The sequence below is a fragment of the Streptomyces sp. CNS606 genome (assembly GCF_000426325.1).
The window spans coordinates 101,211-125,838 of the sequence record NZ_KE384522.1 but is presented as its reverse complement, the minus strand read 5'-3'; the positions used below and the strand labels follow the sequence as shown (position 1 = coordinate 125,838).

Annotated in this window: 13 protein-coding genes; 3 read left to right on the top strand and 10 right to left on the bottom strand. The window is 74.4% G+C overall.

What is annotated here, in order from left to right; translation table 11 throughout:
* Nucleotides 1–8: 8 nt before the first annotated feature.
* The 8 genes from K304_RS31275 to K304_RS31260 form a co-directional block, all read right to left on the bottom strand.
* Nucleotides 9–821, bottom strand: coding sequence for an aspartate/glutamate racemase family protein (locus K304_RS31275; RefSeq protein ID WP_051308837.1), 813 nt, complete (start codon nucleotides 819–821; stop codon nucleotides 9–11).
* Nucleotides 818–2,785: an AMP-binding protein gene (locus K304_RS31270; protein ID WP_078529715.1), complete on the bottom strand. Its 1,968-nt coding sequence runs from the start codon at nucleotides 2,783–2,785 to the stop codon at nucleotides 818–820. The genes K304_RS31275 and K304_RS31270 overlap by 4 nt, the downstream gene beginning before the upstream one ends.
* Before the next feature lie 11 nt (nucleotides 2,786–2,796).
* Nucleotides 2,797–10,983 carry a type I polyketide synthase gene (locus K304_RS31265; protein WP_158687424.1) on the bottom strand — a complete coding sequence of 2,729 codons (8,187 nt, stop codon included), beginning with the start codon at nucleotides 10,981–10,983 and terminating at the stop codon, nucleotides 2,797–2,799.
* A gap of 91 nt (nucleotides 10,984–11,074) precedes the next feature.
* Nucleotides 11,075–11,923 carry a carbohydrate ABC transporter permease gene (locus K304_RS0125200; protein ID WP_051308878.1) on the bottom strand — a complete coding sequence of 283 codons (849 nt, stop codon included), beginning with the start codon at nucleotides 11,921–11,923 and terminating at the stop codon, nucleotides 11,075–11,077.
* A 147-nt stretch (nucleotides 11,924–12,070) separates the two neighbouring features.
* A complete protein-coding gene (locus K304_RS0125195; protein WP_051308877.1) occupies nucleotides 12,071–12,880 on the bottom strand; it encodes a carbohydrate ABC transporter permease in 810 nt (269 codons plus the stop codon).
* Nucleotides 12,881–13,002: 122 nt separating this feature from the next.
* Complete coding sequence (locus K304_RS0125190; protein ID WP_027765965.1) at nucleotides 13,003–14,361, bottom strand: ABC transporter substrate-binding protein; 1,359 nt, start codon at nucleotides 14,359–14,361, stop codon at nucleotides 13,003–13,005.
* 100 nt (nucleotides 14,362–14,461) lie between these two features.
* Entirely contained in the window at nucleotides 14,462–15,202 is a 741-nt protein-coding gene (locus K304_RS0125185) for a response regulator (RefSeq protein WP_051308835.1), read from the bottom strand.
* Nucleotides 15,199–17,118 (bottom strand): sensor histidine kinase, encoded by a 1,920-nt coding sequence (locus tag K304_RS31260; protein ID WP_037791987.1) that lies wholly within the window; start codon nucleotides 17,116–17,118, stop codon nucleotides 15,199–15,201. Before K304_RS31260 ends, K304_RS0125185 begins: the two co-directional genes overlap by 4 nt.
* A 215-nt stretch (nucleotides 17,119–17,333) precedes the next feature.
* On the opposite strand from K304_RS31260, the gene K304_RS31255 reads away from it, so the two are divergent.
* The 3 genes from K304_RS31255 (at nucleotide 17,334) to K304_RS0125165 (ending at nucleotide 20,190) form a co-directional block, all read left to right on the top strand.
* Nucleotides 17,334–18,770, top strand: a complete 1,437-nt coding sequence (locus tag K304_RS31255) for a cation:dicarboxylate symporter family transporter (protein WP_078529713.1) — start codon at nucleotides 17,334–17,336, stop codon at nucleotides 18,768–18,770.
* A 115-nt stretch (nucleotides 18,771–18,885) separates the two neighbouring features.
* Nucleotides 18,886–19,509: a GyrI-like domain-containing protein gene (locus K304_RS0125170; protein WP_027765963.1), complete on the top strand. Its 624-nt coding sequence runs from the start codon at nucleotides 18,886–18,888 to the stop codon at nucleotides 19,507–19,509.
* Between the two features lie 66 nt (nucleotides 19,510–19,575).
* Nucleotides 19,576–20,190: a DinB family protein gene (locus K304_RS0125165; protein WP_027765962.1), complete on the top strand. Its 615-nt coding sequence runs from the start codon at nucleotides 19,576–19,578 to the stop codon at nucleotides 20,188–20,190.
* Between the two features lie 42 nt (nucleotides 20,191–20,232).
* Here K304_RS0125165 and glgB read toward each other — a convergent pair whose 3' ends face one another.
* Both glgB and K304_RS0125155 read right to left on the bottom strand, forming a co-directional pair.
* Nucleotides 20,233–22,482: a 1,4-alpha-glucan branching enzyme gene (gene glgB / locus K304_RS0125160; RefSeq protein WP_106965676.1), complete on the bottom strand. Its 2,250-nt coding sequence runs from the start codon at nucleotides 22,480–22,482 to the stop codon at nucleotides 20,233–20,235.
* Nucleotides 22,483–23,097: 615 nt separating this feature from the next.
* Complete coding sequence (locus tag K304_RS0125155; protein WP_027765960.1) at nucleotides 23,098–24,600, bottom strand: maltokinase N-terminal cap-like domain-containing protein; 1,503 nt, start codon at nucleotides 24,598–24,600, stop codon at nucleotides 23,098–23,100.
* Between the last annotated feature and the right edge of the window lie 28 nt (nucleotides 24,601–24,628).

Sequence of the window (24,628 nt, the reverse complement as noted above, 5' to 3'; positions counted from 1 at the left end):
GTACTCCTCTATCGGCTGAGCAGGGTCGTGAGTTGTGTGGCGATGGCCAGCAGGGGGTCGATGACGGTGGTCCCGTCGCCGTTCCTGCGCTGCCACTGCGACAGCAGGTGCAGTTCGGTGCACCCGGCGATCAGGCCCGTGCAGCCGTGCTGGTGGGCGAGCACGCGGAAACGGTCCGCCAGGGCGGCGGTCAGCGGCTCCGCCTTGAGGCGGTAGAGCAGCCCGTGCAGCTCCCGCTGCACGTCCGGCTCCGGAAGGACGACCCGGTGCGCCGACTCCGGCCAGCGCGGTGCGCGCTGGAAGATCCCCGCCTCCCGGGTGCCGTCGGTGGCCACGAGCAGGTAGCGCGCGCCCGCGGGGGCGGCCGCCAGCTCGTCGAGGGTCGTGGACACCAGCGAGATCAGCCGTCGCCGGTGCTCGGGCTCCAGCGCGCCGACGAAGTGGTGCGCCGTCACGCAGGCGACGACCACCCGCGTGGCCCCCATGTCCAGCAGTCCGCCGACACCGCGGCGCAACCGGTCGGCCCACGCGGCCTCCCCACGGCTGCGGATGGTGTCCGTGCGGTCGGGGAAGCCCGGGTCGGAGTCGAGCAGGCAGCGCGGCAGCGTCTGCTCCGCCGCAGCGCCGGACCGCTCCACGGCCGTCTCGTAGACGGTCTGCAGGAACGCGGCGGAGGCCAGCGGCCCCATGCCGCCGAGGATCCCCAGGACCGGACCCGTCGCCTCGCCCCCGCCCCCGCGTCCGGTGGCGGGGGTCGCGCCGGGCCGGCCGTGCGCCGTGGACGGCCGGGAGCCGGGCAGGAGGGGCAGCCGGGCTGTCACCAGGTCTTCAGTCCGCCCGCGCCGTACAGCTTCCGCGTGAGCTTCCGCTGGATCTTGCCACTGGTGGTGCGGGGAAGGCCGCCGGGCCGGAGCAGGACGACGGCCGAGACGCCGACGTGGTGGTCCTCCACCAGCCGCCGCACCACGGCCCGGGTGACCTCGTCGGCGGTCACCTCGGCGGCGGTGGAGGGCTGTTCGCCGGTGGGCAGGACGCGCCGGTCGCCGCGCGTCTCGACCGCGAGCACGACGCGCGGCACGTCCGGGTCCGGGTCGGGGAAGGCCGCGCACTTGCCGCCGGCCAGGGCCGGGTGGCTGTCGGCGGCGGTGCCCTCCAGGTCCTGGGGGAAGTGGTTCCTGCCGTCGATGATGATCAGGTCGTCCGCCCGCCCCGCCACGAACAGCTCGCCCCCGGAGAGGAATCCGAGGTCTCCGGTGCGCAGGAAGGTCCGGTCGGTGCCCGCCAGCCGGGCACCGAAGCGCTCCTGGGACGCCTCCGGGTTCTGCCAGTAGCCGAGGCCGATGCTGTCGCCGGACACCCAGATCTCGCCGAGGTGCTCCGGGGGGCGTTCGCGCAGCGTCTGCGGGTCGACGATGCGCAGGTCGTGATGCTCCGGGACGCGTCCGCAGGAGACCAGCCGCCGCCCTTCGCCGTCGCGCGCCGGCGTCACGCGCCCGGACAGCTCCAGCGCCTCGGCGTCGATGTCGAGGACGCGCGCCTCGCCCGCGCCGCGGCCGCCGCTCAGGTACACGGTGGCTTCGGCCATGCCGTAGCAGGGGAGGTGCGCGGACGGGTCGAAGCCCACCGCCCGGAACCGTTCGGTGAAGGCCTGCAGCGACTCCCAGCGCACCGGTTCCGCGCCGTTGAGCGCGAGCCTCCAGCTGCTCAGGTCGAGCGCCGCCACCTCCTCGTCCTTCATCTTCCGGGCGCACATGCCGTAGGCGAAGTCGGGCCCGCTGGCCACGGCGGCGCGGTAGCGGCTGATGGTCTCCAGCCAGAGCGCCGGGCGCAGCAGGAACGCGGCGGGCGGCATCAGCACGGTGCGCCCGCCGGCGAACAGGGGGATGAGCAGCTGGGAGAGGCCCATGTCGTGGAAGAGCGGCAGCCAGCTGACGAACCGGAAGTCCTGGACGGGGGCGGTGTCCACGCCGAAGCCGTCGGCCGACCGCAGGGCGCCGCACACCGCGGCCAGGTTCTCCATGATGTTGTGGTGGGTGAGCACCACGCCCTTGGGCGCGCTGGTCGAACCGGAGGTGTACTGCAGGAACGCGAGGGTCTCCGGGGTGGCGCCCGGGTCCCGCCAGTCGTCCGCGAGCGCGTCCTCCAGCCCTGCGACGGCGAGGCGTTCGACGTCACCGAGGACGTCCGCCTCCGTGTTGCCGGCGAAGTCCGCCGTGGTCAGCACCACGGCGGGCCCGGCGTCCTCGACCAGCAGGCGGAGCCGGTCGAGCTGGCGCCGGAAGCCCCGTGACGGTTCCGGGAGGGGGACCGGGACGGCGACGATCCCCGCGTAGAGGCAGCCGAAGAAGGCCGCCGCGAAGTCGACACCCGTGGGGAGCGCCACCAGGGCGCGGTCGCCGGGTGCCGCCCGGCGGAGCAGGGCGGCGGCGACGGTCCGCGCCCGGCGGTCGAGGTCCGCGTAGGTGGCCTCCTCCGTCTCCTCGCCGCGCAGGCCGAGCACCGTGCAGGCGACGTCGTCCGGTCGCTGCCGCGCGTGCCCGCGCAGCACCGCGACGAGGGTGTCCCGGCCCGCCCGTCGGTACGCCGGATGACGGCGCAGCGGGGTCGGCGCGGGTCCGGACCACGTCCGCGCGACGTGGTCGAGGCAGGCATCCTCGGTGCCGTCGAAGCCCGCGTCGTGCCAGCCCGCAGGGCGGGCACGGGTGGCGGGGTGGACCGAGTACCGGCCCGCGTGGTCGACCACGACGCGGTGGGTCGGTGCGGTCCGCACGTCGCTGTCCGGCATGGGGGTGTCCCTCACTTCTCGAGGTTCTCGGGGTTCTCGGGGTGCTCGGGGCCGAGCGCCGGGTCCGCGCAGCGCAGGTCCGGGTCGGCGGCGAAGGCGGTGAGCAGACGCTCCAGCCGGGCGGTCAGCGTCCGGGCGGTCGCCGGGTCGAACAGGTCGGTGCTGTACTCCAGGCAGGCGGAGAGCCCCGCGGGGCCGCCGTCCCCGGCGCGGAGTTCCCGCACGCTGAGGAAGAGGTCGAACTTGGCGACGTCGGTGGGGTCCGGCTCCTCGGTGATCCGCAGCCCGGCGGCCTCCAGCTCCAGCGGGCCCTCCGTCTCGAACCCGAGCATCACCTGGAACAGCGGGTGACGGGCGCGCGAGCGCGGCGGGTTGAGCGCCTGCACCAGCTGCTCGAACGGAACGTCCTGGTGCGCCAGGGCCGCCAGGTCGGCGTCCCGTACGCGCTCGACGAGCCGACGGAAGGTGGGTTCCCCGGAGGTGTCGGTGCGCAGGACCAGGGTGTTCACGAAGAAGCCGACCAGGTCCTCCAGGTTCTCCTCCGGCCGGCCGGCCACCGGCGTACCGATCGGGACGTCGGTTCCCGCACCGAGCCGGTCGAGCAGGACGGCGAGAGCGGCCTGGGTCACCATGAAGACGCTGGCGCTGCTCTCCTGGGCGAGCTTCGCCAGCGCGGCGTGCACCCGCTCGTCGACGGTGAACCGCACCTGTCCGCCGCGGTGGCTCGCGACCCGGGGGCGCGGGCGGTCCGCGGGCAGCGCGATCTCGTCCGGCAGACCCGCCAGGGCCTCGCGCCAGAAGCCGAGTTGCCGGGAGAGCAGGCTCTCCGGGTCCTTCGCGGAGCCGAGCCGCTCGGCCTGCCAGAGCGTGTAGTCGGCGTACTGCACCTCCAGCGGAGCCCAGTCCGGCGCCCGCCCGGCGCGGCGCGCCGTGTACGCGGTCGTCAGGTCGCGGGCCAGCACCGGCAGCGACCAGCCGTCGCCCGCAGCGTGGTGCAGCACCAGCAGCAGTACGTGGTCCTGCTCGCCGAGTTCGAACAGGCTGCCCTTGAGGGGCACCTCGTCGGCCAGGTCGAAGGGGTGCGCGGCGGCCTGTCGTACGGCCGCGTCCAGCTCGGCCGGTTCGAGGGTCCGCTTGGCCGGGGCCGCCGGGACGTCCTCGACCGGGAGGATGTGCTGGCGCGGCACGCCCCGGCGCTCCTCGAAGACGGTGCGCAGCGGCTCGTGCCGTGCCACCACGTCGCCCAGGGCAGCGGTGAGCGCCTCCGTGTCCAGCGGGCCCGTCAGCCGCAGCGGCAGCGGCAGGTTGTAGGTGGAGCTCGGGCCTTCGAGCCGGCCGAGGAACCACAGCCTCTGCTGCGCGTGGGACAGCGGCAGGACGTCCGGCCGTTCCCGCCGGGACGGCGGGGCGGCGACGGCCTCGCCCGCGCCGAGCCGGGCGGCCAGCGCGGCGACGGTCGGGTTCTCGAACAGCCAGCGCGCCGGCATGGTCGCGCCGAGCCGTTCGCGCACGGCGGCCACCACCCGGACAGCCTGGAGCGAGTGGCCGCCCAGGGCGAAGAAGTCGTCGTCCGTCCCGGCGTCCTGGCTGCCGGTCACCTCCTGCCAGACGGCGAGCAGGGCGGCCTCGGTGGCGTTCCGCGGGGCCCGGTAGGCGGGCGGCGCGTCCGGTACCGCCTCGGCGGCGGGCACCGAGGGGACGGACTCCACGGCGGGGGATTCCTCGGCCGGGGGCGTTCTCGTCCCGGCGTCGCGCAGGGTACCGGTGAGGGGCTCGGGCCCGTCGGGTGCGGGCCCGTCGGGCGCGGCGAGGAAGGTCTCCAGCAGCCGCGTGTACGCGTCGGCGTAGCCGCGCACGGTGGCGGCGTCGAAGAGGTCGGTGCGGTACTCGACGGTCACGTGGTAGCGCTCGCCCTCCTGCAGTACGTCCATGGCCAGGTCGCACTTGACGTGCCGCCGTCCGGGCGTGCCCAGCGAGACCTCCAGCCCTGCCAGCTCGGGCGGTTCGGGGGCCTGGTCGAGGTTGAACAGGGTGGCGTGCAACTGCCGCCGCGGGCCCTCGGTTTCCCGGGGCAGCCGGGCGGCGATCGCCGCGAACGAGCAGTCGCCGTGCGCGAACGCCTCGGCCAGATGGCGCTGCATCGCGGCGGTGACGTCCCGGACCGACGCGTCCGGTGCGGGGCGGCTGCGGAGGGGCAACACGCTGCTGCAGTTGCCCACGACGCGGTCGGCGCCGGGCTCGTCGCGCTGGGCCACCGGCACGCCGATCACCACGTCGCCGGTGCCCGTGAGCCGGTGGAGCAGCCCGGCGTACGCGCTGAGCAGCAGCGTGAACGGGGTGCACCCGAGCCGGGAGCCGGCGGAGGCGATCCGGCGGGAGAGGCCGTCGTCGAGGGTGACGGTCACCGACGCGCCCTCGGACGAGGGGCGGGCGGGCCGGGGCCGGTCGGTCGGCAGCCGGAGCGGAGGCGCGGGGTCGGCGTGCGCGTCCAGCCAGAAGCGTTCGTGGGCCCGCAGGCGTTCACCGCTGCGGCGTTCGTGCTCGCGCTGGACCAGTTCCCGGAACTGGCGGGCCGGCGGCAGCGGTTCGGTGTCCGTGCCGACGGCCGCGGAGTACAGCCGGCCGATCTCCTCCAGCGCCACGCGGAAGGCCCAGCCGTCCACCACGGTGTGGTGTGCGGTCAGGTGCAGGCGGTGGTGGGTGTCGTCGAGCCGTTCCACCGCGGCGCGGACCAGTGGCCCGGTTTCCAGGTCGAAGACCTCGTCCGCCCAGGCGGCCGCGTCCGCCCAGCCCGCCGCGTCCGCACCGGACGCGCCGAACCGCACCAGCGGCACGTCGAACGCGTCGACGGGCAGGACCCGTTGACGGCCCTCCTCCGGGCTGAACACGGTCCGCAGGCTCTCGTGGCGGGCGACCACCGCCTGCACGGCCTCACGGAGCGCCGGAAGGTCCAGCGTCCCCCGGAGGTCGAGCCGCACGCTCTCGTTGTAGGCCCGCGAGGCGTCCTCGCCCGTCTGGGCCAGCAGCCACAGTTCGTGCTGCGCGTCGCCCGGCGGCACGCTCGCGGGTGGGTGGATGGTGCGCGCGCCGGGGAAGAAGCCGGCTTCGGTCATCTCGTCGGCGGTCTCCGCGAGTGCCGCGACGAGCGTGGCCACGTCCTCGTCGGTGTGCGCGGTGGAGAGGAAGCAGTTGCGGCCCTCCCAGACGTAGATCCCCTTCGCCGCGAGGGCGGTGTGAAAGACCTCCACCGTCTCCGACAGCGCGGTCTCCCGCAGGAAGCGGAACCGGAAGAGAGAGCCGAAGGCGGTCAGCCGGACGGGTACGTCGGCCGCTTCGAAGAGGCCGTTGACCGCGGACGCCAGGGCCGCCGTCTTCTGGCTGACGGACTCCTGCAGGGCCGGCCCCCGGCGCTTCAGCTCGCGCAGCACGGCCCGGCCCGCCGCGAGCGCCAGCGGGTGCTTGCAGAAGGTTCCGCTGAAGAAGGTCCGGACGCTCTGCCGGTAGGGCGCGTCGCCGAAGGTCCAGGCGCCGCCGTCGATGGGGTCGAGGTACTTCGCGCGGCCGGCGACGGCACCGATCGGCATGCCGCCGCCCATCACCTTCCCGTAGACGGCGAGGTCCGCTCGCACCCCGAACAGCGCCTGCGCGCCACCCGGATGCATGCGGAAGCCGGTGATCACCTCGTCGAAGATCAGCGGCACGTCCGCCTGCCGGGTCAGCTCCCGCAGCTCGCGCAGGAACTCCCCGGGCTGGATGTCCGGACGCCGGCTCTGCACCGGTTCGACGAGTACGGCGGCGAGCTCGCCCGCGTGGTCGCGCAGCGCCTGCAGGGAGGCCGGGTCGTCGTAGGGGAGGACGAGGGCGTTGGCCGCGACCTCCTCGGGGATGCCCGGCGCGAGCGGCACGGCGTGGGCGGAGGAGCCGTCGGGGTTCTGCACGGCCAGGATCGGGTCCGCCGAACCGTGGTAGGCACCCGCGAACAGCGCGACCCTGGACCGGCCGGTCACCGCGCGTGCCAGCCGGACCGCGACCATCACCGCCTCCGAACCGGTGTTGCAGAAGACGGTCCGCTCCTGGCCGGTCAGTTCGCAGACCAGTTCCGCCGTCTCGGCGGCGAGGTCGTTGTGCGGGCCGAGGTGCATGCCCCGGGCCAGCTGCTCGGTGAGCGCCTGCTCGATGAAGGGTTCGCGGTGCCCGAAGAAGTTGACCCCGAAGCCCATGGTGAGGTCGAGGTACGCGTTGCCGTCGGCGTCCCACACCCGGGAGCCCTCGGAGCGGGTGACGACCAGCGGGTACCGCGCCTCTCTCAGGTTGAGGTGCGGCTGCGGCGCGTGGCGTACGTCGGCGTGGTGGACGCGCTCCCGCACGGCCTGCGCCTTGGACTCGGCGGTCCGCGCGCAGTACCGCTCCACCAGGGCGGCGACGTACGCGCGGCGGCTCGCCTCCTCGCCGTCCCGTCCCTCCGCCCGGCCGGAGCCGGACGCAGCGGCCGTGCCGGACGCCTTGGCCTGCCGGAACGGCACGAAGGTGTCCGGCGCCGCGCGGGGGATCGGGGCGGCCGTCGGGGCGCGGTGCGAATGTTCCGTGCGCGGGCCCGCCTCCGCCGTCGCGGTGGCCGGTGACGCCGCGGCCCCCGGGGGCAGTGGGCGCCCGGAGCCCCGCAGCAGTTCGTACGCCTGGTCCATCACGCGGGCGTGCACGGAGAGGAAGTGCTCGACGGCGTCGCCGCCCGGCGCCCCGCGCCCCGCGGGCTCCCCGGCGGGCGTGCCCGGCGCGGCGACGGACGTCGCCGGCTCCGGCGGCCCCGCCCCGGCCGGGTCCGCGGTGGCGGCGGCCTGCGGTGCCTGCGCCTCGACGTACTCCGCGAGCAGGCGCGGGGTGTTCAGCTCGTCGAAGAGCTTGGCGACCGGCAGGCGTACGCCGAAGGTCCGCTGCACCGCCTGCAGGGTGTGCATCAGCGTCAGCGAGTCGGCGCCCAGTTCGAGGAAGGACGCGTCCGGATCGGCCGCCTCCGGGTTCTCCAGCAGCCGTCCGACGGTCTCGGTGAGCAGCGACAGCACCCGGCCCTGCGCCGGAGATTCGTCGGGCCGGTGTGCCACGGGGAGGGTTCCTTCCGTTCGGGGACGAGAGGGAGCGACGGCCGGCCGGAGGCCGGCGGCCGGGAGCGCCGGGTCCTGCGGCGCGGCGGAGGGGAGCCAGTGCGGGGAGCGCCGGAACGGGTAGGTGGGCAGCCCCGCGATGCGCCGCGGCGGCCTTCCCGCGCCGGCCCCCTCCCGGTCGACCGGATGCCCCGCGACATACAGTCCGGCGACGGCGTCGGCCATCACCGCCTGGTCGTCGGCGCCCTCCCGCAGCGAGCACAGCCACAGCGCGCCCGGCACCGTGCGACGCCCCGCCGTGCCCAGCGTGCGGCCCGGGCCCGCCTCCAGGAAGGTGGTGCAGCCCTCGGCAGCCAGGGAGCGCAGGCCGTCGGCGAAGCGCACGGGCTCTTCCAGATGGCGTGCCCAGTGGTCGGCGTCCGGGCGCAGCGACCCGTCGAAGAGGCGACCGTCGGTGTCGCCGACGAAGGGGATGCGGGGCGCCGCGAACTCGACGGTGCGCGCGACGTCGAGAAAGGCGGCACGGGCCGGGGCCATCAGCGGGGAGTGGAAGGCGTACTCCGACGGCAGGTTGCGGGTGACCACGTCGCGGGCGGCGAACGCGCGCCGGGCGGCGTCCACTCCGGCCGCCGTGCCGGAGACCACGACGTTGCTCTCGCCGTTGACGCAGGCGACGACGGCACCGGCCGCGTCCACGTCCGGACCGGCCAGGACCTCCCGCACGGTCTCCTCGGCCGCGAGCACGACCAGCATCCGGCCCTCGTCGCACCGCTCTTCGACGAGCCGGCCGCGTTCGGCGGCCAGCCGCAGGCCGTCCTCGGGGCCGAAGACGCCCGCCACGCACGCCGCGGCGAGTGAGCCGACGCTGTGGCCCAGCACGTACGCCGGTTCCACGCCCCGGGAGCGCCACAGTGCGGCGAGTGCGTACCCGACCGCGAAGAGGACGGGCTGCGTGTAGCGGGTCCGTGCGAGCAGGTCCGCGTCGGCGGACTCCGCCGGCAGCAGCGAGGTGATGGTGCGTCCGAGGTGCGCCCCGGCGATCTCGTCGCACTCCTCCAGGGCGCGGCGGAAGGCGGGGGAGGTCTCGAGGAGCCGTCGCCCCATCCCGGGGTACTGGGTGCCCTGGCCGCCGAACAGGAAGGCCACGCCGCCCGCAGGGGTGCCGCCCGCGGTGACGGAGGCGATCGGGGCGAGGGTCTGTCCGCTGCGCGTGCCCGTGGCACGCCCCGTGGCCAGCCACTGCTCCGCGCGGGCCGCGGCTTCCTCCGCGTCCGCGGCGGCGACCGCGAAGCGGTGCGCGAAGTGGGTGCGGCCGCTGCCCGCCGTGTGGCAGACGTCGTCCCACGCCGGACCCTCCGGGTCCCGGAGCACCCGCGCGTACCGGTCGACCAGGGTGTGCAGCGCCTCCGGAGTGCGGGCGCTCAGCGTCAGCACGTCCGTCCGCCGCAGGCCGGTCGCGTCGGCGCCCTCGCCGCCCGCCTCGCCGCCCGGTCCGGCGGCACCGTCGGCGTCCTCCGGCGCCTCCGTGACGACGACGTGGGCGTTGGTGCCGCCGAAGCCGAACGAACTGACGCCCGCCGCACGCGGCGTGGCCCCTTCGGGCCACGGCGTCGCGACGGTCGGGATGCGCAGGACGCCGTCGGTGTCGATGCGCGGGTTGGGCGTCCTCAGGTGCAGGTGCGGCGGGATCACGCCGTGCCGCAGGGCCAGCACGGTCTTGATCAGTCCGGCCATTCCGGCGGCGGACTCGGCGTGGCCGATGTTCGTCTTGACCGAGCCCGTCAGCAGCGGGTCGTCCGGTCGGCGGCCTTCTGCGAGCACGGCGCTCAGGGCGCGGGTCTCCACCGGGTCCCCGAGCGGGGTACCGGTCCCGTGCGCCTCCACGTAGCCGATGCGGGCGGGCTGGATTCCCGCGTCCCGCAACGCGTCCCGGACCACGCGACGTTGCGCCTCGCCGCTCGGCGCGGTCAGGCCGTTGCTGCGGCCGTCCTGGTTCACGGCGGTCCCGCGGATCACCGCCAGCACCGGGTCGCCGTCCCGGAGCGCGTCGGTCAGGCGCTTGAGGACGACGACGCCGCACCCCTCGGCCCGCACGTAGCCGTCGGCGGCGGCGTCGAACGTCTTGCACCGTCCGTCTCCGGCCATCATCCCTGCCATCGTGAAGATCTCGGTGGTGTCGGGGGCCAGGATCAGGTTGACGCCGCCGGCGACCGCCGTGCCGCACTCGCCGGAACGCAGGCTCCGGCACGCCAGGTGCACGGCCACCAGGGAGGAGGAGCAGGCGGTGTCGACGGCCATGCTCGGTCCGCCGAGGTCGAGGAGGTACGAGAGCCGGTTGGCCGCCATGGTGAGCGACTGGCCGCTGCCGCTGTACGGGCCGAGTGCGGCGCCCGTGCCGCCCTGGAGGCGGCCGTAGTCGCTGGCGCTGATGCCGACGAACACGCCGGTCGTGCTGCCGGCGAGCGAGCGCGGCGGGATGCCGGCGTCCTCCAGCGCCTCCCAGGCGGTCTCCAGCAGCAGACGCTGCTGAGGATCGACGTAGGCGGCCTCGCGGCCGGACAGCGAGAAGAACTCCGCGTCGAATCCCGCCACGTCGTCGAGCAGCCCCAGCGGGCCGTGGTCGCCGAGCAGTTCACGCCGGGCCCCCGGGGCCGACACCAGGTCGTCCCCCGCGATCAGGTGCCGCCACAGGGCGGCCGGCCCGTCGGAGCCGGGGAAGCGGCACCCCATTCCGATCACCGCCACGGCGCCGGCCTCGTGCCGGGACGTGGCCTCCTCCACGGCCGGGGGGTCGGTTTTCGGCCCGGACGGCGGGTGCGGAGCGGCGGCAGCGGACGGCGCGCTCGCGAGGTGGGTGCCGAGCGCCTGCGGGGTGGGGTGTTCCCACATCAGGGCGGGGGAAAGGTCCTGCGAGAGGTGCGTCTGCAGGTCGCCGAGCAGGGCGACGGCGTCCCGCGAGGAGAGGCCGCAGTCGGCGAACGGCGTGGTCGGGTCCACCGACTCCGGGGGGAGCCCGGCGCGTTCGGCGACGCTCCGGGCGATCCAGCCCACCAGGGCGGACGGATCCTCGGCCCGCGCGCCCGGCACAGTGGTGCTCACCGGCATGTACTCCCCCTCCGGCCGCCCCCCGGCGACGTTGCGGGAAGTAAACCGGCGCCCCGCTAGGGGAACGACCAGACGCTGGCGTGATTCAGCCCTTGACGGCGCCACCGAGGGTGAATCCGCCGCCGAGTCGGCGGGAGATCAGCACGTACAGCAGGATGACCGGCGTCGAGTACAGCACGGAGAAGGCGGCGAGCTGCCCGAACGCGACCGCGCCGTAGTTGCCGAAGAAGGTGAAGAGGGTGACCGACGCGGGCAGTTTCGCCGGGTCGACGAGCAGCATGAAGGGGACGAAGAAGTTGCCCCACATCATGATGAACGAGTAGACGGTCACGACGCCGAGCCCCGGGCCCATCAGCGGCAGGACGACGCGCAGCAGGGACTGGCGCCAGCTCGCGCCGTCCGTCCAAGCCGCCTCCTCCAGCACCACCGGCACGCCGTCCATGAAGTTCTTCATCAGGAAGACGGCGAACGGCAGTTGGGAGGTGGCGAGGAACAGCGCGGTGCCGTAGCGGGTGTCGATCAGGTCGATCTGGACGAAGAGGCCGTAGACCGGGACCATGACGGCCGTGATCGGCAGGCAGGTGCTGAACAGGATGGTCAGCAGGTACGGCCGGCTGAAGCGGGACCGGAAACGGGACAGCGGGTAGGCGGCCAGCGCCGCGCACACCATGGTGATCAGGGTGGCGCCGCCGCAGATCAGCAGACTGTTGAGCATCGGCTGGAAGGTGATCTCCTCGGTGAGCACCGCGGAGAAGTTGTCCAGCGTGGGGTCCCCGGGCGGCGCGACGCGCAGCGTCGCCTCGGTGTCCAGGGAGGCGAAGGCCAGCCACAGCAGGGGCACCACGAAGGCGGCGGCGACCGCGAGCAGGCCGAGGTCGGCGGCGAGCCGCTGCCGGCGGCGCCGGCTGAGCAGCACCGAGGGCCGCAGGGACAGGCCGGGCCGGAGCCGGGTGCGCAGGTCGCGGTCCAGGTGCGGGCGCGGCAGGTCCAGCGAGTCGGGCGTCGGCTTCGGCGCGGCGTGCGTGGTGGAGGCGGAGTCGGCGCCGGGCGGCACCTCCCGGGGCACGGTGGGCGGCACCGGCTACACCTCCTCGCGCAGCAGGCGCAGGTAGACGACGGAGAACAGCGCGCCCACGAGGAGCAGCAGCAGGGCGACGGCCGTGCCGTAGCCGATGAGCGCCTTGTTGAACGCGGTGTCGTACATGAACACCGGCAGGGTGGTGCTGCGCTGCCCGGGGCCGCCGCGGGTCATCGCCCAGATCAGCCCGAAGACGGACAGCGTCTGGAGGGTGTTGAGCATCAGGTTGGTGCCGATGGAGCGGCGGATCATCGGCAGCGTGATGTGCCACATCCGCTGCCATCCGCTCGCGCCGTCCACCTCCGCCGACTCGGTCACCTCGTGCGGCACGTCGGACAGCGCCGCGGAGTAGACGAGCATGGAGAAGGCGGTGCCCCGCCACACGTTGGCGAACGACACCGCGAGGATCGGCAGCGTGAACAGCCAGTTCTGCTCGGGGAGCTGGAGCCAGGCGAGCACGTCGTTGAGGGTGCCGCGGCTGCTGAAGAAGGTGTAGAGCAGGAAGCCGGCGACGATCTCCGGCAGCACCCAGGCGCAGATGACGACCGCCCCGGTGAGCGACCGTACGAGGCGGCTCGCGCGCCGCATCAGCGCGGCCAGCGCCAGGCCCAGGGTGTTCTGCCCGAGGATCGCGGAGACCACGGTGAACACCAGGGTGAGTACCACGGCGTTCAGGAAGTCGGGGTCGGCGAACGCGCGGCGGAAGTTCTCCAGGCCGACGAACGACGCGGACGCCTGCCCGGTGAGCTGCGTGTCGGTGAAGGCGATCCAGCAGCAGTAGCCGATCGGCCCGGCGAGGAACAGCAGCAGCATGGCGGTGGCCGGGGCGACCGGCAGCCATCGCAGGCCCCGCGGCCCGCGCCCGGCCGGGTCGTGCGCCGCCGTGTCCCGGCGCCGCGGCGGACGGACGGGCCCGTCGGCGGTCTTCGCGACGCTCACCGCTGGACGACCGCCCCGTCGGTGAGGGTGCGCAGCTCCTCGTCGTACGTCTTCGCCGCCTCCCGGGGCGAGGCGTCGCCGGTCGTCACCTTCTCCATGGCCTCCGTGAGCGCGCCGGAGACGCGCGGGTACACGGGCAGCGCGGGCCGGTAGTGCGTCACCTCGACCAGGTCGGTGAAGAACTCGATGCCGGGCATGGACTTCCGGTACTCGGGGTGCTGCGCCACGTCCTCCCGGACGGCGATCTGGGCGCCGCGGATGCACCACTCGCGGGCGTTCTCCGGGGTCTGGAGGGTCTCGATCAGCTTCCAGGCGAGGTCGTGGTTGCCGGAGTTCTCCGGGATGGACCACGTCCAGCCGCCGGACATGCTGACGCTGCCCGGCTGCTGCCCGTCCTGCGTCGGCATCGGCGCCATGCCCATCGTCCCGGACCAGTCCGGCCAGGGGCGGCCGCCGGTGTCGAGCCACTGGTTGCCGAGCCAGGAGCCGTCCAGCGCGATGGCCAGGTCTCCCTCGGGCAGCAGTTCGGTGGGCACCCGGGTCTGGATGTTGGGGGACAGGGCGTCGGACACGTCGGGGCCGAGGCCGTCCGCGTACACGGTGTCGATGAACTCCAGGCTGTCCACGAAGCCCTGACTGCCGGTCACCCACTTCTCGGACTGCGGGTCGTACAGCGGGTCGCGGCCGGTGCCGTACAGCAGCATCTCGAAGCCCTGCATGGCCGCGGCCTCACCGGCGGCCTTGCCGGTGAAGACGTTGAGCGGGATGACGCCAGGCACCTCGCGGTCGATCGTGCGCGCGGCCTGGAGCACGTCGTCCCAGGTCTGCGGCTTCCAGTCCTCCGGGAGCCCGGCCTTCGCGAAGATCTCCCGGTTGAACCACAGCGCGCGGGTGTCGGTGCCGTCGGGCACGCCGTAGGTCTTGCCGTTGCGGGCCTTGGCGGCGGTCTTCGCCGAGTCCTCGAAGCGGTCCCAGTACTTCCACTTCTTCAGGTAGGGGTCGAGCGGGAGGAGGTAGCCGCTCTCGATGTCGGAGTTGATGAGGAAGGTGTCCTCGTAGACCAGGTCCGGCGCGGTCTGCGGGGAGCGCATCATCTGCTGGATCTTGGTGTAGTAGTCCTGCTGGGACGCCTGGATCGGCACCAGCTCGACCGTCTTGCCCGGGTGGGCCTTCTCGAACTGCTTCGCGACGTACTCGACGTAGTCGTCCCGCACCGTCACCTTGTTGTTGGTGTCCTTGGGGAACGCGACCTGAAGCGTGTTCGGGTCGTCGCCGGAGTCGCCGCCGCAGGCGGTGAGCGTGCCCGCGGCGAGGACCGCGGCGACGGTGAGCATCAGCGGAGCGGTGGGGCGCACGAGCATGACCTCCTCGGCCACGGCCGTGGCGGGCCACCGGTGGTCCGCCGTCGGCCTCGTGGTCTGCTGCCCGGGACCGTACGGCCGTCACCGTCCAAGGTCAATATCGCGTGAGCCAGCGGTAACAGAACTCCGGGCGGCCCACCTGCCCGTACTGCGGCCGCCGTTCGGCCCGCCCGGCGGTCACCAGGTGCTCCAGGTAGCGGCGGGCGGTGATGCGGTTGACGCCCACCTGCTCGGCGGCGGCCGCCGCCGTCAGGCCGTCCTCCCCGGCGTCCCGCAGGGCCGCGGTGACGGTCTCCAGGGTGGCGGCGGCCAGTCCCTTGGGCAGCGTGGCGGGTTGCGGCGCGCGCAGCGCGGACAGTGCCCGGTCCACCTCGGCCTGGCTGCCCGCCTCTCCGCCGCCCCCGTCGCCGCCGGTGCTCTGCCGGAACTCGGCGTACTGGCGCAGCCGGTCGCGCAGGGTGGGGAAGGTGAACGGCTTCAGCACGTGCTGCACCACGCCGAGGACGACGCCCTCCCGCACGACGGTGAGGTCGCGTGCGGAGGTCACGGCGAACACGTCGACGGAGTGTCCCGCTCCGCGCAACGCGCGCAGCAGCGCCAGGCCGTGTCCGTCGGGCAGGTACAGGTCGAGCAGGATCAGGTCGACGGGGGTGCGGTCCAGCGTGCGTGCCGCTTCCGCGCGGGTGTGCGCGACGCCCGCGACCTCGAAGCCGGGCACCCGCGCGACGTAGGTCGCGTGCGCGTCGGCGGCCACGGGGTCGTCCTCGACGACGAGCACGCGGATCGCCTGCGGCGGGCCGGTCGCGCCGTCCGGTGTTCTGCCGGGGGGCTTCACCGGCCGCCTCCGGTGCGGGCGGCGTCGCCGGTGCGGGGGCGCGGCGGGGCCGCCGTCCGCGGTGCGGCCCGGCCGAGGGGGAGGACCACGGTGAACTCGGCGCCGCCGCCGGGGGCTTCGGCGAGCGTCACGTCGCCGCCGTGGCGGCGGGCGGTCTGCCGGACGAGGGCCAGGCCGAGGCCGCGGCCCCGGCCGCCGGGGTCGCCCTTGGTGGACCAGCCCCGGTGGAAGACCGCGTCGGCGTCCGCCGGGTCGATGCCGTGGCCGGAGTCGGCGACGCGGACGAGCAGTTCGCGCGCGCGGTCCGTGCCGTCCTCCCGTACCCGCACGGTCACCGTGACCCGTGCCGGGGCGGAGGTCGTGCCCCGGCCCCTCCCCCTGGGCCCTGCGGCCCGGGAGGTCCCCGCGACGTGCTCCGTCGTGTCGGGGGGCGCCCCCGCGCCCCCGGTACGGGTGCCGCCGGCGCCCTCAGCTGCCGCGGGTGCGCCCGCCGGGCGCGGGGCGGGGCGGAGGAGGCCGGGCGCGTCCGGCCCGTCGGACCCGTCCGGCGCGGCGCCGTCGGCCACGCGGGCGGAGGCGTCCACCGCGTTGTCGATGAGGTTGCCGACGACGGTCACCAGGTCGCGGGACGGAAGCTCGGGCGGGACGAGACCGTCGTCGATGCGGCTGTCCGGCGTGAGCGTCAGCTCGACACCCCGCTCGTTGGCCTGCGCCGCCTTGCCCAGCAGCAACGCCGCCAGCACCGGTTCCGCGACGGCGGCCACCACCTGGTCGGTGAGCGCCTGCGCCAGCTCCAGCTCCTCGGTGGCGAACTCCATCGCCTCCTCCGCCCGGTCCAGTTCGATCAGCGACACCACGGTGTGCAGCCGGTTGGCGGCCTCGTGCGCCTGGGAGCGCAGCGCCTCGGCGAGACCCCGCGCGGAGTCCAGTTCGCCGGTGAGCGTCTGGAGTTCGGTGTGGTCCCGCAGGGTGACGACGGTGCCGCGCCGTTCACCACCCGTGACGGGCGAGGTGTTGACGACCACGACCCGGTCGTCCGTCAGGTGCACCTCGTCCACGCGTGGCTCGGAGGCCAGCAGTGCACCGGTCAGCGACGGCGGCAGGCCCAGGTCGGCGACGTACCGGCCCACCGTCGCGTCGTCGCTCGCCGCCGCGTCGCCGCCCGCCGGGGCGTGCAGTCCGAGCAGCGCGCGGGCGCCGTCGTTGATCAGGGCGATGCGGCGCTGTCCGTCGAGCATCACCAGCCCCTCGCGCACCGCGTGCAGCGTCGCCTCGTGGTAGTCGTGCATCCGGCTCAGCTCGGTGGCGTTCATGCCGTGCGTGTGCCGGCGCAGTCGCGCGTTGACCCAGTAGGTGCCGACCCCGCCGAGGGTCAGCGCCAGGCCGGCCACCCCGAGCAGGGCGGTGACCTGCTCGGCGACCTGCGCGCTGATCCGCTCCACCGCTATGCCCGCGCTGACCAGGCCGACGATGCGGCCGTCGTCCCGGACGGGGGTGACCACCCGCACCGAGGGGCCGAGCGTGCCGGTGTAGGTCTCGTGGAAGGTGCGGCCCTCCAGCGCGGGGCCGCGGTGGCCGACGAAGGTGCCGCCGATGCGCTCCGGGTTCGGGTGCGTCCACCGGGTGCCCTCGGGGTCCATGATGGTGATGAAGGTCACTCCGGTGTCCTGCCGTACGCGTTCGGCGTACGGCTGGAGGGTCCGCGTGGGATGCTCCGTACGGATCGCCTTCCGCACGGAGGGGGAGTCGGCCACCGCCAGGGCCGTGGCCGTGGCCTGTTGCCGGGCGGACTCCCGCGCCTGTCCGCGGTCCTGGACGTAGGCGTAGACCGCGCACCCCGCGACCAGCAGGGCGACCAGCACGACCTGCATCGCGAAGAGCTGGCCCGCCAGGCTGCGGGGTCGGGGGACGCGCATACCGGCCAGTGTGCACGGCGGCGGCCGGACGGCGCATGCACCGTGACGCGGCCCCCGGGCGCGCGAGCCGCGGCGACGCCGCCGTACGAGGGCCTTCCCCGCCGTCTCCCCGCCGTTTCCGTGCACGTAATGCACGTAACCGTGACCTGCACCACTCCGGGGGTGCATATTCGCCGGGATTCCGACAGCCGCTCACCCCCCCCCGAGGAGTCGACGTGCCAGGCCAGACGCCGCCGTCCGAGACCCCGCCGCAGGGCTCCGCCGCCCCGGCGACGCAGAAGCCCGCAGCCAAGCGGGACCGTACGCACTACCTCTACATCGCCGTGATCGTCGCGGTGCTGGCCGGCATCCTCCTCGGCTTCGTCGCGCCCGGCGTGGCCGTGGAGCTCAAGCCGCTGGGCTCCGGCTTCGTCGACCTGATCAAGATGATGATCTCCCCGGTCATCTTCTGCACGATCGTCCTCGGCGTCGGGTCGGTCCGGAAGGCCGCCAAGGTCGGCGCCGTCGGCGGTCTGGCGCTGGGCTACTTCCTCGCGATGTCGACCGTCGCGCTGGCCATCGGCCTGGTCGTCGGCAACGTCCTGGACCCGGGCAGCGGCCTGAACCTGACCGAGGAGGCCGCGAAGGCCGGCGCCGCCGAGGCGGAGGGCGGCAGCGGCGGCACCGTCGAGTTCCTGCTCGGCGTCATCCCCACCACCCTGATCTCCGCGCTGACCGGGGGCGAGGTCCTCCAGGCGCTGCTGGTCGCCCTGCTGGTCGGCTTCGCCCTCCAGGCGATGGGCTCCTCCGGCGAACCGATCCTGCGCGGCATCGGCCACCTGCAGCGGCTGGTCTTCCGCGTGCTGTGGATGATCATGTGGCTCGCCCCGGTGGGCGCCTTCGGCGCGATCGCCGCGGTGGTCGGGGAGACCGGCCTGGACGCGCTGAAGTCCCTCGCGGTCATCATGATCGGCTTCTACGTCACCTGCGCGCTGTTCGTCTTCGTCGTGCTGGGCCTGATCCTGCGGATGGTGGCGGGCGTCAACATCTTCTCCCTCCTGAAGTACCTGGGCCGGGAGTTCCTGCTGATCCTCTCGACGTCCTCCTCGGAGTCGGCGCTGCCCCGGCTGATCGCGAAGATGGAGCACCTCGGAGTCAGCCGCCCGGTCGTCGGCATCACCGTCCCCACCGGCTACTCCTTCAACCTGGACGGCACGGCCATCTACCTGACCATGGCGTCCCTCTTCGTCGCTGAGGCCACCGGCAACCCGCTGTCCCTCGGCGAGCAGATCTCGCTGCTGGTGTTCATGATCATCGCCTCCAAGGGGGCGGCGGGCGTCACCGGCGCCGGCCTGGCCACCCTCGCCGGCGGCCTGCAGTCGCACCGCCCCGACCTGGTGGACGGCGTCGGCCTGATCGTCGGCATCGACCGCTTCATGAGCGAGTGCCGCGCGCTGACCAACTTCGCCGGCAACGCGGTGGCCACGGTGCTGGTGGGCACCTGGACCAAGGAGATCGACAAGGAGCAGGCCGCGGCCGTCCTCGCCGGGCACCGGCCCTTCGACGAGGCGCAGATGGAGGCGTCGCACGGCCACGACGTCCCGCCGGACGACTCGGCGGACGCGTCCACCCCGCCGCCCTCCCTCGACAAGGAGCCGGCAGGCGCCCGCTGACCCGGGCATCCCCGCGGATGGTGCGACGGGCCCCTCTCCCACGGCGGAAAGCCGTGGGAGAGGGGCCCGTCCGCGCGACCATGGCCCTACGCACCTTCCGGAAGGGGAGACACTCATGGCGCCGTACGACGTCAAGCGGGCCCAGAAGGAGCTCTACGCGCCCCGGAACACCCGATGGGCCCTCGTGGACGTTCCGGAGCAGCAGTTCGTCGCCGTCGACGGAGCCGGGGACCCGAACACCGCGCCCGCCTACGCCGAGGCGGTCGGCGCGCTCTACGCCGTCGCCTACACCCTCAAGTTCGCCGCCAGAGCCACGGAGGGCGGCGATTTCGTCGTCGCTCCGCTGGAGGGGCTGTGGTGGTCGGACCGGCTCGACGCCTTCACCCGCCGGGACAAGGACGCCTGGCAGTGGACCATGCTGATCAGCATGCCCTCCTGGATCACCGAGGACCGCGTCGAAGAGGCCCGGCACAGCGCGCTGACCAAGAAGAAGCTGCCCGCGATCTCCCGGCTCCGGCACCTGACCCTGCACGAGGGGCTGAGCGCCCAGGTGCTGCACATCGGCTCCTACGACGACGAGACCCCCGTGATGGAGGAGCTGCACGGGACCTACCTCGCCGACCACGGACTGCGGGCCACGGCCCGGCATCACGAGGTCTACCTCGGTGATCCCCGCCGGACCGCCCCCGAGAAGCTGCGGACCGTCCTGCGCCAGCCGGTGGAACGCGTGGACGGTTAGGCCCTGGCCGCGGCGCGCCCGCCCCGGTGCGCCGGCGTTGTCAGAGGGCGGTGCGAGACTCGGCCCATGACCAGCGACACCGGCGTACCGGCCGGCCAGGAGAAGGCGGACCTCCGGCGCTATCTGCAGGCGGCCCGCGAAGCCGTGCTGTGGAAGCTGGAGGGGCTCTCGGAGTACGACGTCCGCCGGCCGTTGACGCCCACCGGCACCAACCTGCTGGGCCTCGTCAAGCACCTGGCGGGCGTGGAGCTGGGCTACTTCGGGGAGACCTTCGGGCGTCCGCCCGAGGACCCGCCGCCGTGGCTCTCGGACCTCTCCGACCCCAACCAGGACATGTGGGCCGGTCTCGACGAGACGCGTGACTCCGTCATCGCCCTCTACCACCGGGCCTGGGAGCACACCGACGCGACGGTCGCCGCGCTGCCGCTGAACGCGACCGGCCGCGTCCCGTGGTGGCCGGAGGACAGGGCGGAGGTCTCCCTGCACCGCGTCCTCGTCCACGTCATCGCCGACTCCCAGCGCCACGCCGGCCAGGCCGACATCCTGCGCGAGCAGCTCGACGGCGCGGTCGGCATGCGCAAGGGCAACGACAACATGCCGCCCGGCGACGCCGACTGGTGGCGGGACTACCGCGCCCGGCTGGAGGCCACCGCACAGCGCGCCGCCGACCGGAAGCACTGACTCCGGTCGGCGGCACGGGATGGAGCGGGGGGAAGGGGCGGCTCAGCCGGGGCGCAGCCAGAGCGTGGCCAGCGGCGGCAGCGTGAGCGTGAGGGACACGGCGTGGCCGTGCGCCGCGACGGGCTCGGGGGTGAGCAGCCCGGAGTTGTGGATGCCGGAGCCCCCGAAATCGAGGGCGTCGGTGTTCAGCGTCTCCGTCCACGTGCCCTCCGGGGTCGGGGGGACCCCGATGCGGAAGTCCTTCCGCACCACCGGCGACATGTGGGACACGACGGCCAGCGGGCGCCCCGCCGCGTCGTACCGGAGGAACGCGAAGACGTTGTCCTCCCGTGCGCCGCCGTCGATCCACGCGAAGCCGCCCGGGTCGGTGTCGCGCTGCCACAGCGCGGGCGTCTCCGCGTAGCGCCCGTTCAGCTCGCGCACCAGGTCGCGCACTCCCCGGTGGTCGGGCTCCGCCTCGTACGCCGGGTCCAGCAGCCACCAGTCCGGGCCGGCGGCCTCCGACCACTCGGCGCCCTGCGCGAACTCCTGTCCCATGAACAGCAGTTGCTTGCCGGGATGCCCCCACATGAAGCCGAGGTAGGCGCGGTGGTTGGCGCGGCGCTGCCACCAGTCGCCGGGCATCTTGGACACCAGCGCCTGTTTGCCGTGCACGACCTCGTCGTGCGAGATGGGCAGCACGTAGTTCTCCGAGTAGGCGTAGACCATGGAGAACGTCATGTCGTCATGGTGGTGGCGCCGGTGCACCGGGTCCTTGGACATGTAGACCAGCGAGTCGTGCATCCAGCCCATGTTCCACTTGAAGCCGAAGCCGAGCCCGTCGTGATGGGTGGCGCGGGTGACACCGTCCCAGGCGGTGGACTCCTCGGCCATGGTGAGGACGCCCGGGCAGCGCCGGTACAGCGTCGCGTTCATCTCCTGGAGGAACGCCACCGCGTCCAGGTTCTCGCGCCCGCCGTACGCGTTCGGCGACCACCGGCCGTCCTCGCGCGAGTAGTCGAGGTAGAGCATGGAGGCGACGGCGTCGACCCGGAGCCCGTCGATGTGGAACTCCTCGCACCAGTACAGCGCGTTGGCCACCAGGAAGTTGCGGACCTCCCGGCGCCCGTAGTCGAACTCCAGCGTTCCCCAGTCCGGGTGTTCGGCCCGGGCGGGATCGGCCGGCTCGTACAGGGGCGTGCCGTCGAAGCGGGCGAGCGCCCAGTCGTCCTTGGGGAAGTGCGCGGCCACCCAGTCCATCAGCACGCCGATGCCGGCCGCGTGCAGTGCGTCGACCAGATGCCGGAAGTCGTCCGGGGTGCCCAGCCGCGCCGTCGGCGCGTAGAAGCCGGTCACCTGGTAACCCCACGAGCCGCCGAAGGGGTGCTCGGCGGCGGGCATGAACTCCACGTGCGTGAAGCCGAGGTCCTTGACGTAGGCGGGGAGCTGTTCGGCCAGCTCCCGGTAGGTCAGTCCCGGGCGCCAGGACGGCAGGTGCACCTCGTAGACGGACAGCGGCGAGGCGTGCCACTCCCGGCCCGCCCGCCGCTCCATCCATGCCGCGTCCCGCCACTCGTGCTGCGAGGCGGTGACCACGGACGCGGTCGCGGGCGGGCACTCGGTGCGCCGCGCCATCGGGTCGGCGCGCAGCGAGCGGTGGCCGTCCGGGCCCGTGATCTCGAACTTGTACAGCGCGCCCTCGCCGAGTCCCGGCACGAACAGCTCCCACACGCCGCTGGAGCCGAGCGAACGCATCGGGTACTGCGCCCCGTCCCAGTAGGTGAAGTCCCCCGCGAGCCGCACCCCCTGCGCGTTCGGCGCCCACACGGTGAACCGGGTGCCCGTGACGCCGTCGTGCGTCAGGGGGTGGGCGCCGAGGGCGCGCCACAGCTCCTCGTGGCGGCCCTCCGAGAAGAGGTGCAGGTCCAGTGCGCCGAGTGAGGGCAGGAAGCGGTACGGGTCCTCGACCCGCACCTCCCGGTCCGGCCCGCCGGCATCCCCGGAGGGGTAGCGGACGGTGAGTGCGTAGGAGGGGATCTCCGCCACCGGCAGCAGCCCGGCGAACAGGCCGTCGCCCTCGTGGTGCAGCTCCGCGCACAGGCCCTCAGCGACGACGGTGACGCTGCGCGCGCAGGGCCGGAGGGTCCTCAGGACCACGCCGCCGGGGCCGGGGTGGGCGCCGAGGAGGGCGTGCGGGTCGTGGTGGCGGCCCTCCAGCAGCCGCCGCCGGTCCGCCTCCCCGAGCGGCTCGGGGACCCGCACGCCGTGTGCGCTCCGCGCGGTGCGGGGTGAGCCGACGGGCCCCGTGGCCACGCCCTGCGCCGACGGATCGGTGGCGGGCGGCTCCGTGGCCGCCGTCTGCGCCGCGGGCGTCGTGTGCCGCACGACGTCCGGTGCGGTGTGCCCCGACGCCTCCGGGCGGTCGCCGCGGGTGGTCGCCTCGGCGGCAGCCGGACCCGCGGCGAAGAGCGAGCCCTGACCGGACACGCCGTGCCGCGCCGCCTCGTGCGCGGGCCCGCCGCGCGGCGGTTCGCACTCGGTCGAGGGCAGCAGGAAGGCCGCTGTGGAGGTGCCGGCGGACGGCCGGCCACCGCTGGCCGTGACGTGGGCGGGCTCGCGGCCCGCCTGACGCCGGGCGTCGGCCTCCGTCGCCGGGGTGCCCGCGTCGCCGCCGCGCGGGGGCGGCCCGTGGCGGCCGGGCGTGGTGTCGGCCGGGTCGTCGGGATGGAAGCTCACGGATCGTCCTCCGATACGGGGTGGGTGCTGGTGCGTGCGACGGGAATCGATGCGGTGGGAACGTCGCCCCAGCCCCCTGCCGTCCCGCCCTGCCGGGGCGTGCGGGGTCCGGACGCGCCCCGGTCCCCGCGTCGGCGCCTCCGACGCGGTGCCGCCTCGCCACGGACCGGTCCGAGCCGCACGGCGGCTCGCTCACCGGTGGTCGGCGGGCGTGGCGGCGAGGCGGCGGACGGCGGACATGGGGACGGGTAGCCAGGCGGGCCGGTGCCGCGCCTCGTACAGCACCTCGTAGACCGCCTTGTCGGTCTCGAAGGCGCGCAGCAGCGCCGCGTCCTCGCGCGGGTCCGTACCGGAGACCGCGGCGTAGCCCTCGCAGTAGGCGGCGCGGTTGGCGGCGGCCCAGTCCTGGGCCCAGCCGTCGTCGCAGGTGGCGCGGGAGCCGCGCGGGTGGCAGGCCGCGTAGTCGAAGGACCGCAGCATCCCGGCGACGTCCCGGACGACGGGCTGCGCGCGCCGCCGTTCCGCGAGGGGGCGGGCGGGCTCGCCCTCGAAGTCGATCAGCGTCCACCGGCCGTCGGCCGGGGTGTGCAGGGCCTGCCCGAGGTGGAGGTCGCCGTGGATGCGCTGGGCGAGCCGGGTCTGGCCGCGGCGGGCCAGGTCGGTGAGGGCGCTGTACGCCTCCCGCAGCCCGTCGCGGTACGGGCGCAGCGCCGTCACGGCGCCGACAGCGTGGTTCAGTCGTTCGGTCATCGACTCCGCCAGGCGCAGGAGTTGCGGCCGTCGCAGGACGGTGGTGGGCAGGGCCGAGGCCAGCCCGGCGTGCACCTCGGCGGTCGCCCGGCCGAGGCCGTGGGCGGCGCCGGTGAAGTCGGCGCGGGCGGCGAGGGTCCGGAGCGCGAGCTGCCAGCCGTCGCCGCTGCCGGGCAGGAACGGCTGGAGCACGCCCAGCGTCAGACCCGGGCTGCGCCCGGTCTCCGGCTCGGCCTCGAACCAGGCGGTCGGCGCCGGCACCCGGTCGCAGCCGTGGCGGGCGAGCGCGAGCGGTAGCTCCAGGTCGGGGTTGACGCCGTGCCCGACGCGGCGGAACAGCTTGAGGATGTGCGAGGAGCCGTACACGACCGAGGAGTTGGACTGTTCGGCGGCCAGCAGCCGGGCGGGCAGGTCGGTGGGGATCACGGCGCCGGAGGCTCCGTGGGTGAACCGCAGCGGGCCCAGCCGCCCGGGGCTGCGCAGCCGTTCCAGCAGGACGCCGGCGAGGCGGGGGTCGTGCAGCGCCTCGTAGACGGTACGGCCGCGCAGCGGGCCGGCGGCGGGGGTGCCGATGTGGGCCGGCGCGAGGTCGGGCGGCAGTACCGCCCGTACGCCGAGGAGGAGTTGGTAGCAGTCGACGGTCCGGTCGGCGGCGGACGGGCCGCTGCGGGTGCGGACCAGCAGGTGCAGCAGGCCGGCGGGTGCAGGATCGATTCCGCCGTCGGCGTTCGGGGTGGTGCCTTCGGGGCCGGGAACGGGCAGGAGTTCCGTGGCCGAGACGAGGGCGAGGTCGCCCAGCGGACGGCCCTTGCCGGCGAACCAGCGCTGGCGTGGCAGCCATTCGGCGAGCAGGGGGGTCAGCGACCGCAGCAGGGCGGTGCCCCGCTCACGCGGCGCGGCCGGGGTGGCCGCGGGGGCGGCGAGAGGCAGGGATCTTTCCGACATGACCGTCCTTTCCCCGGTGCACGAAAGG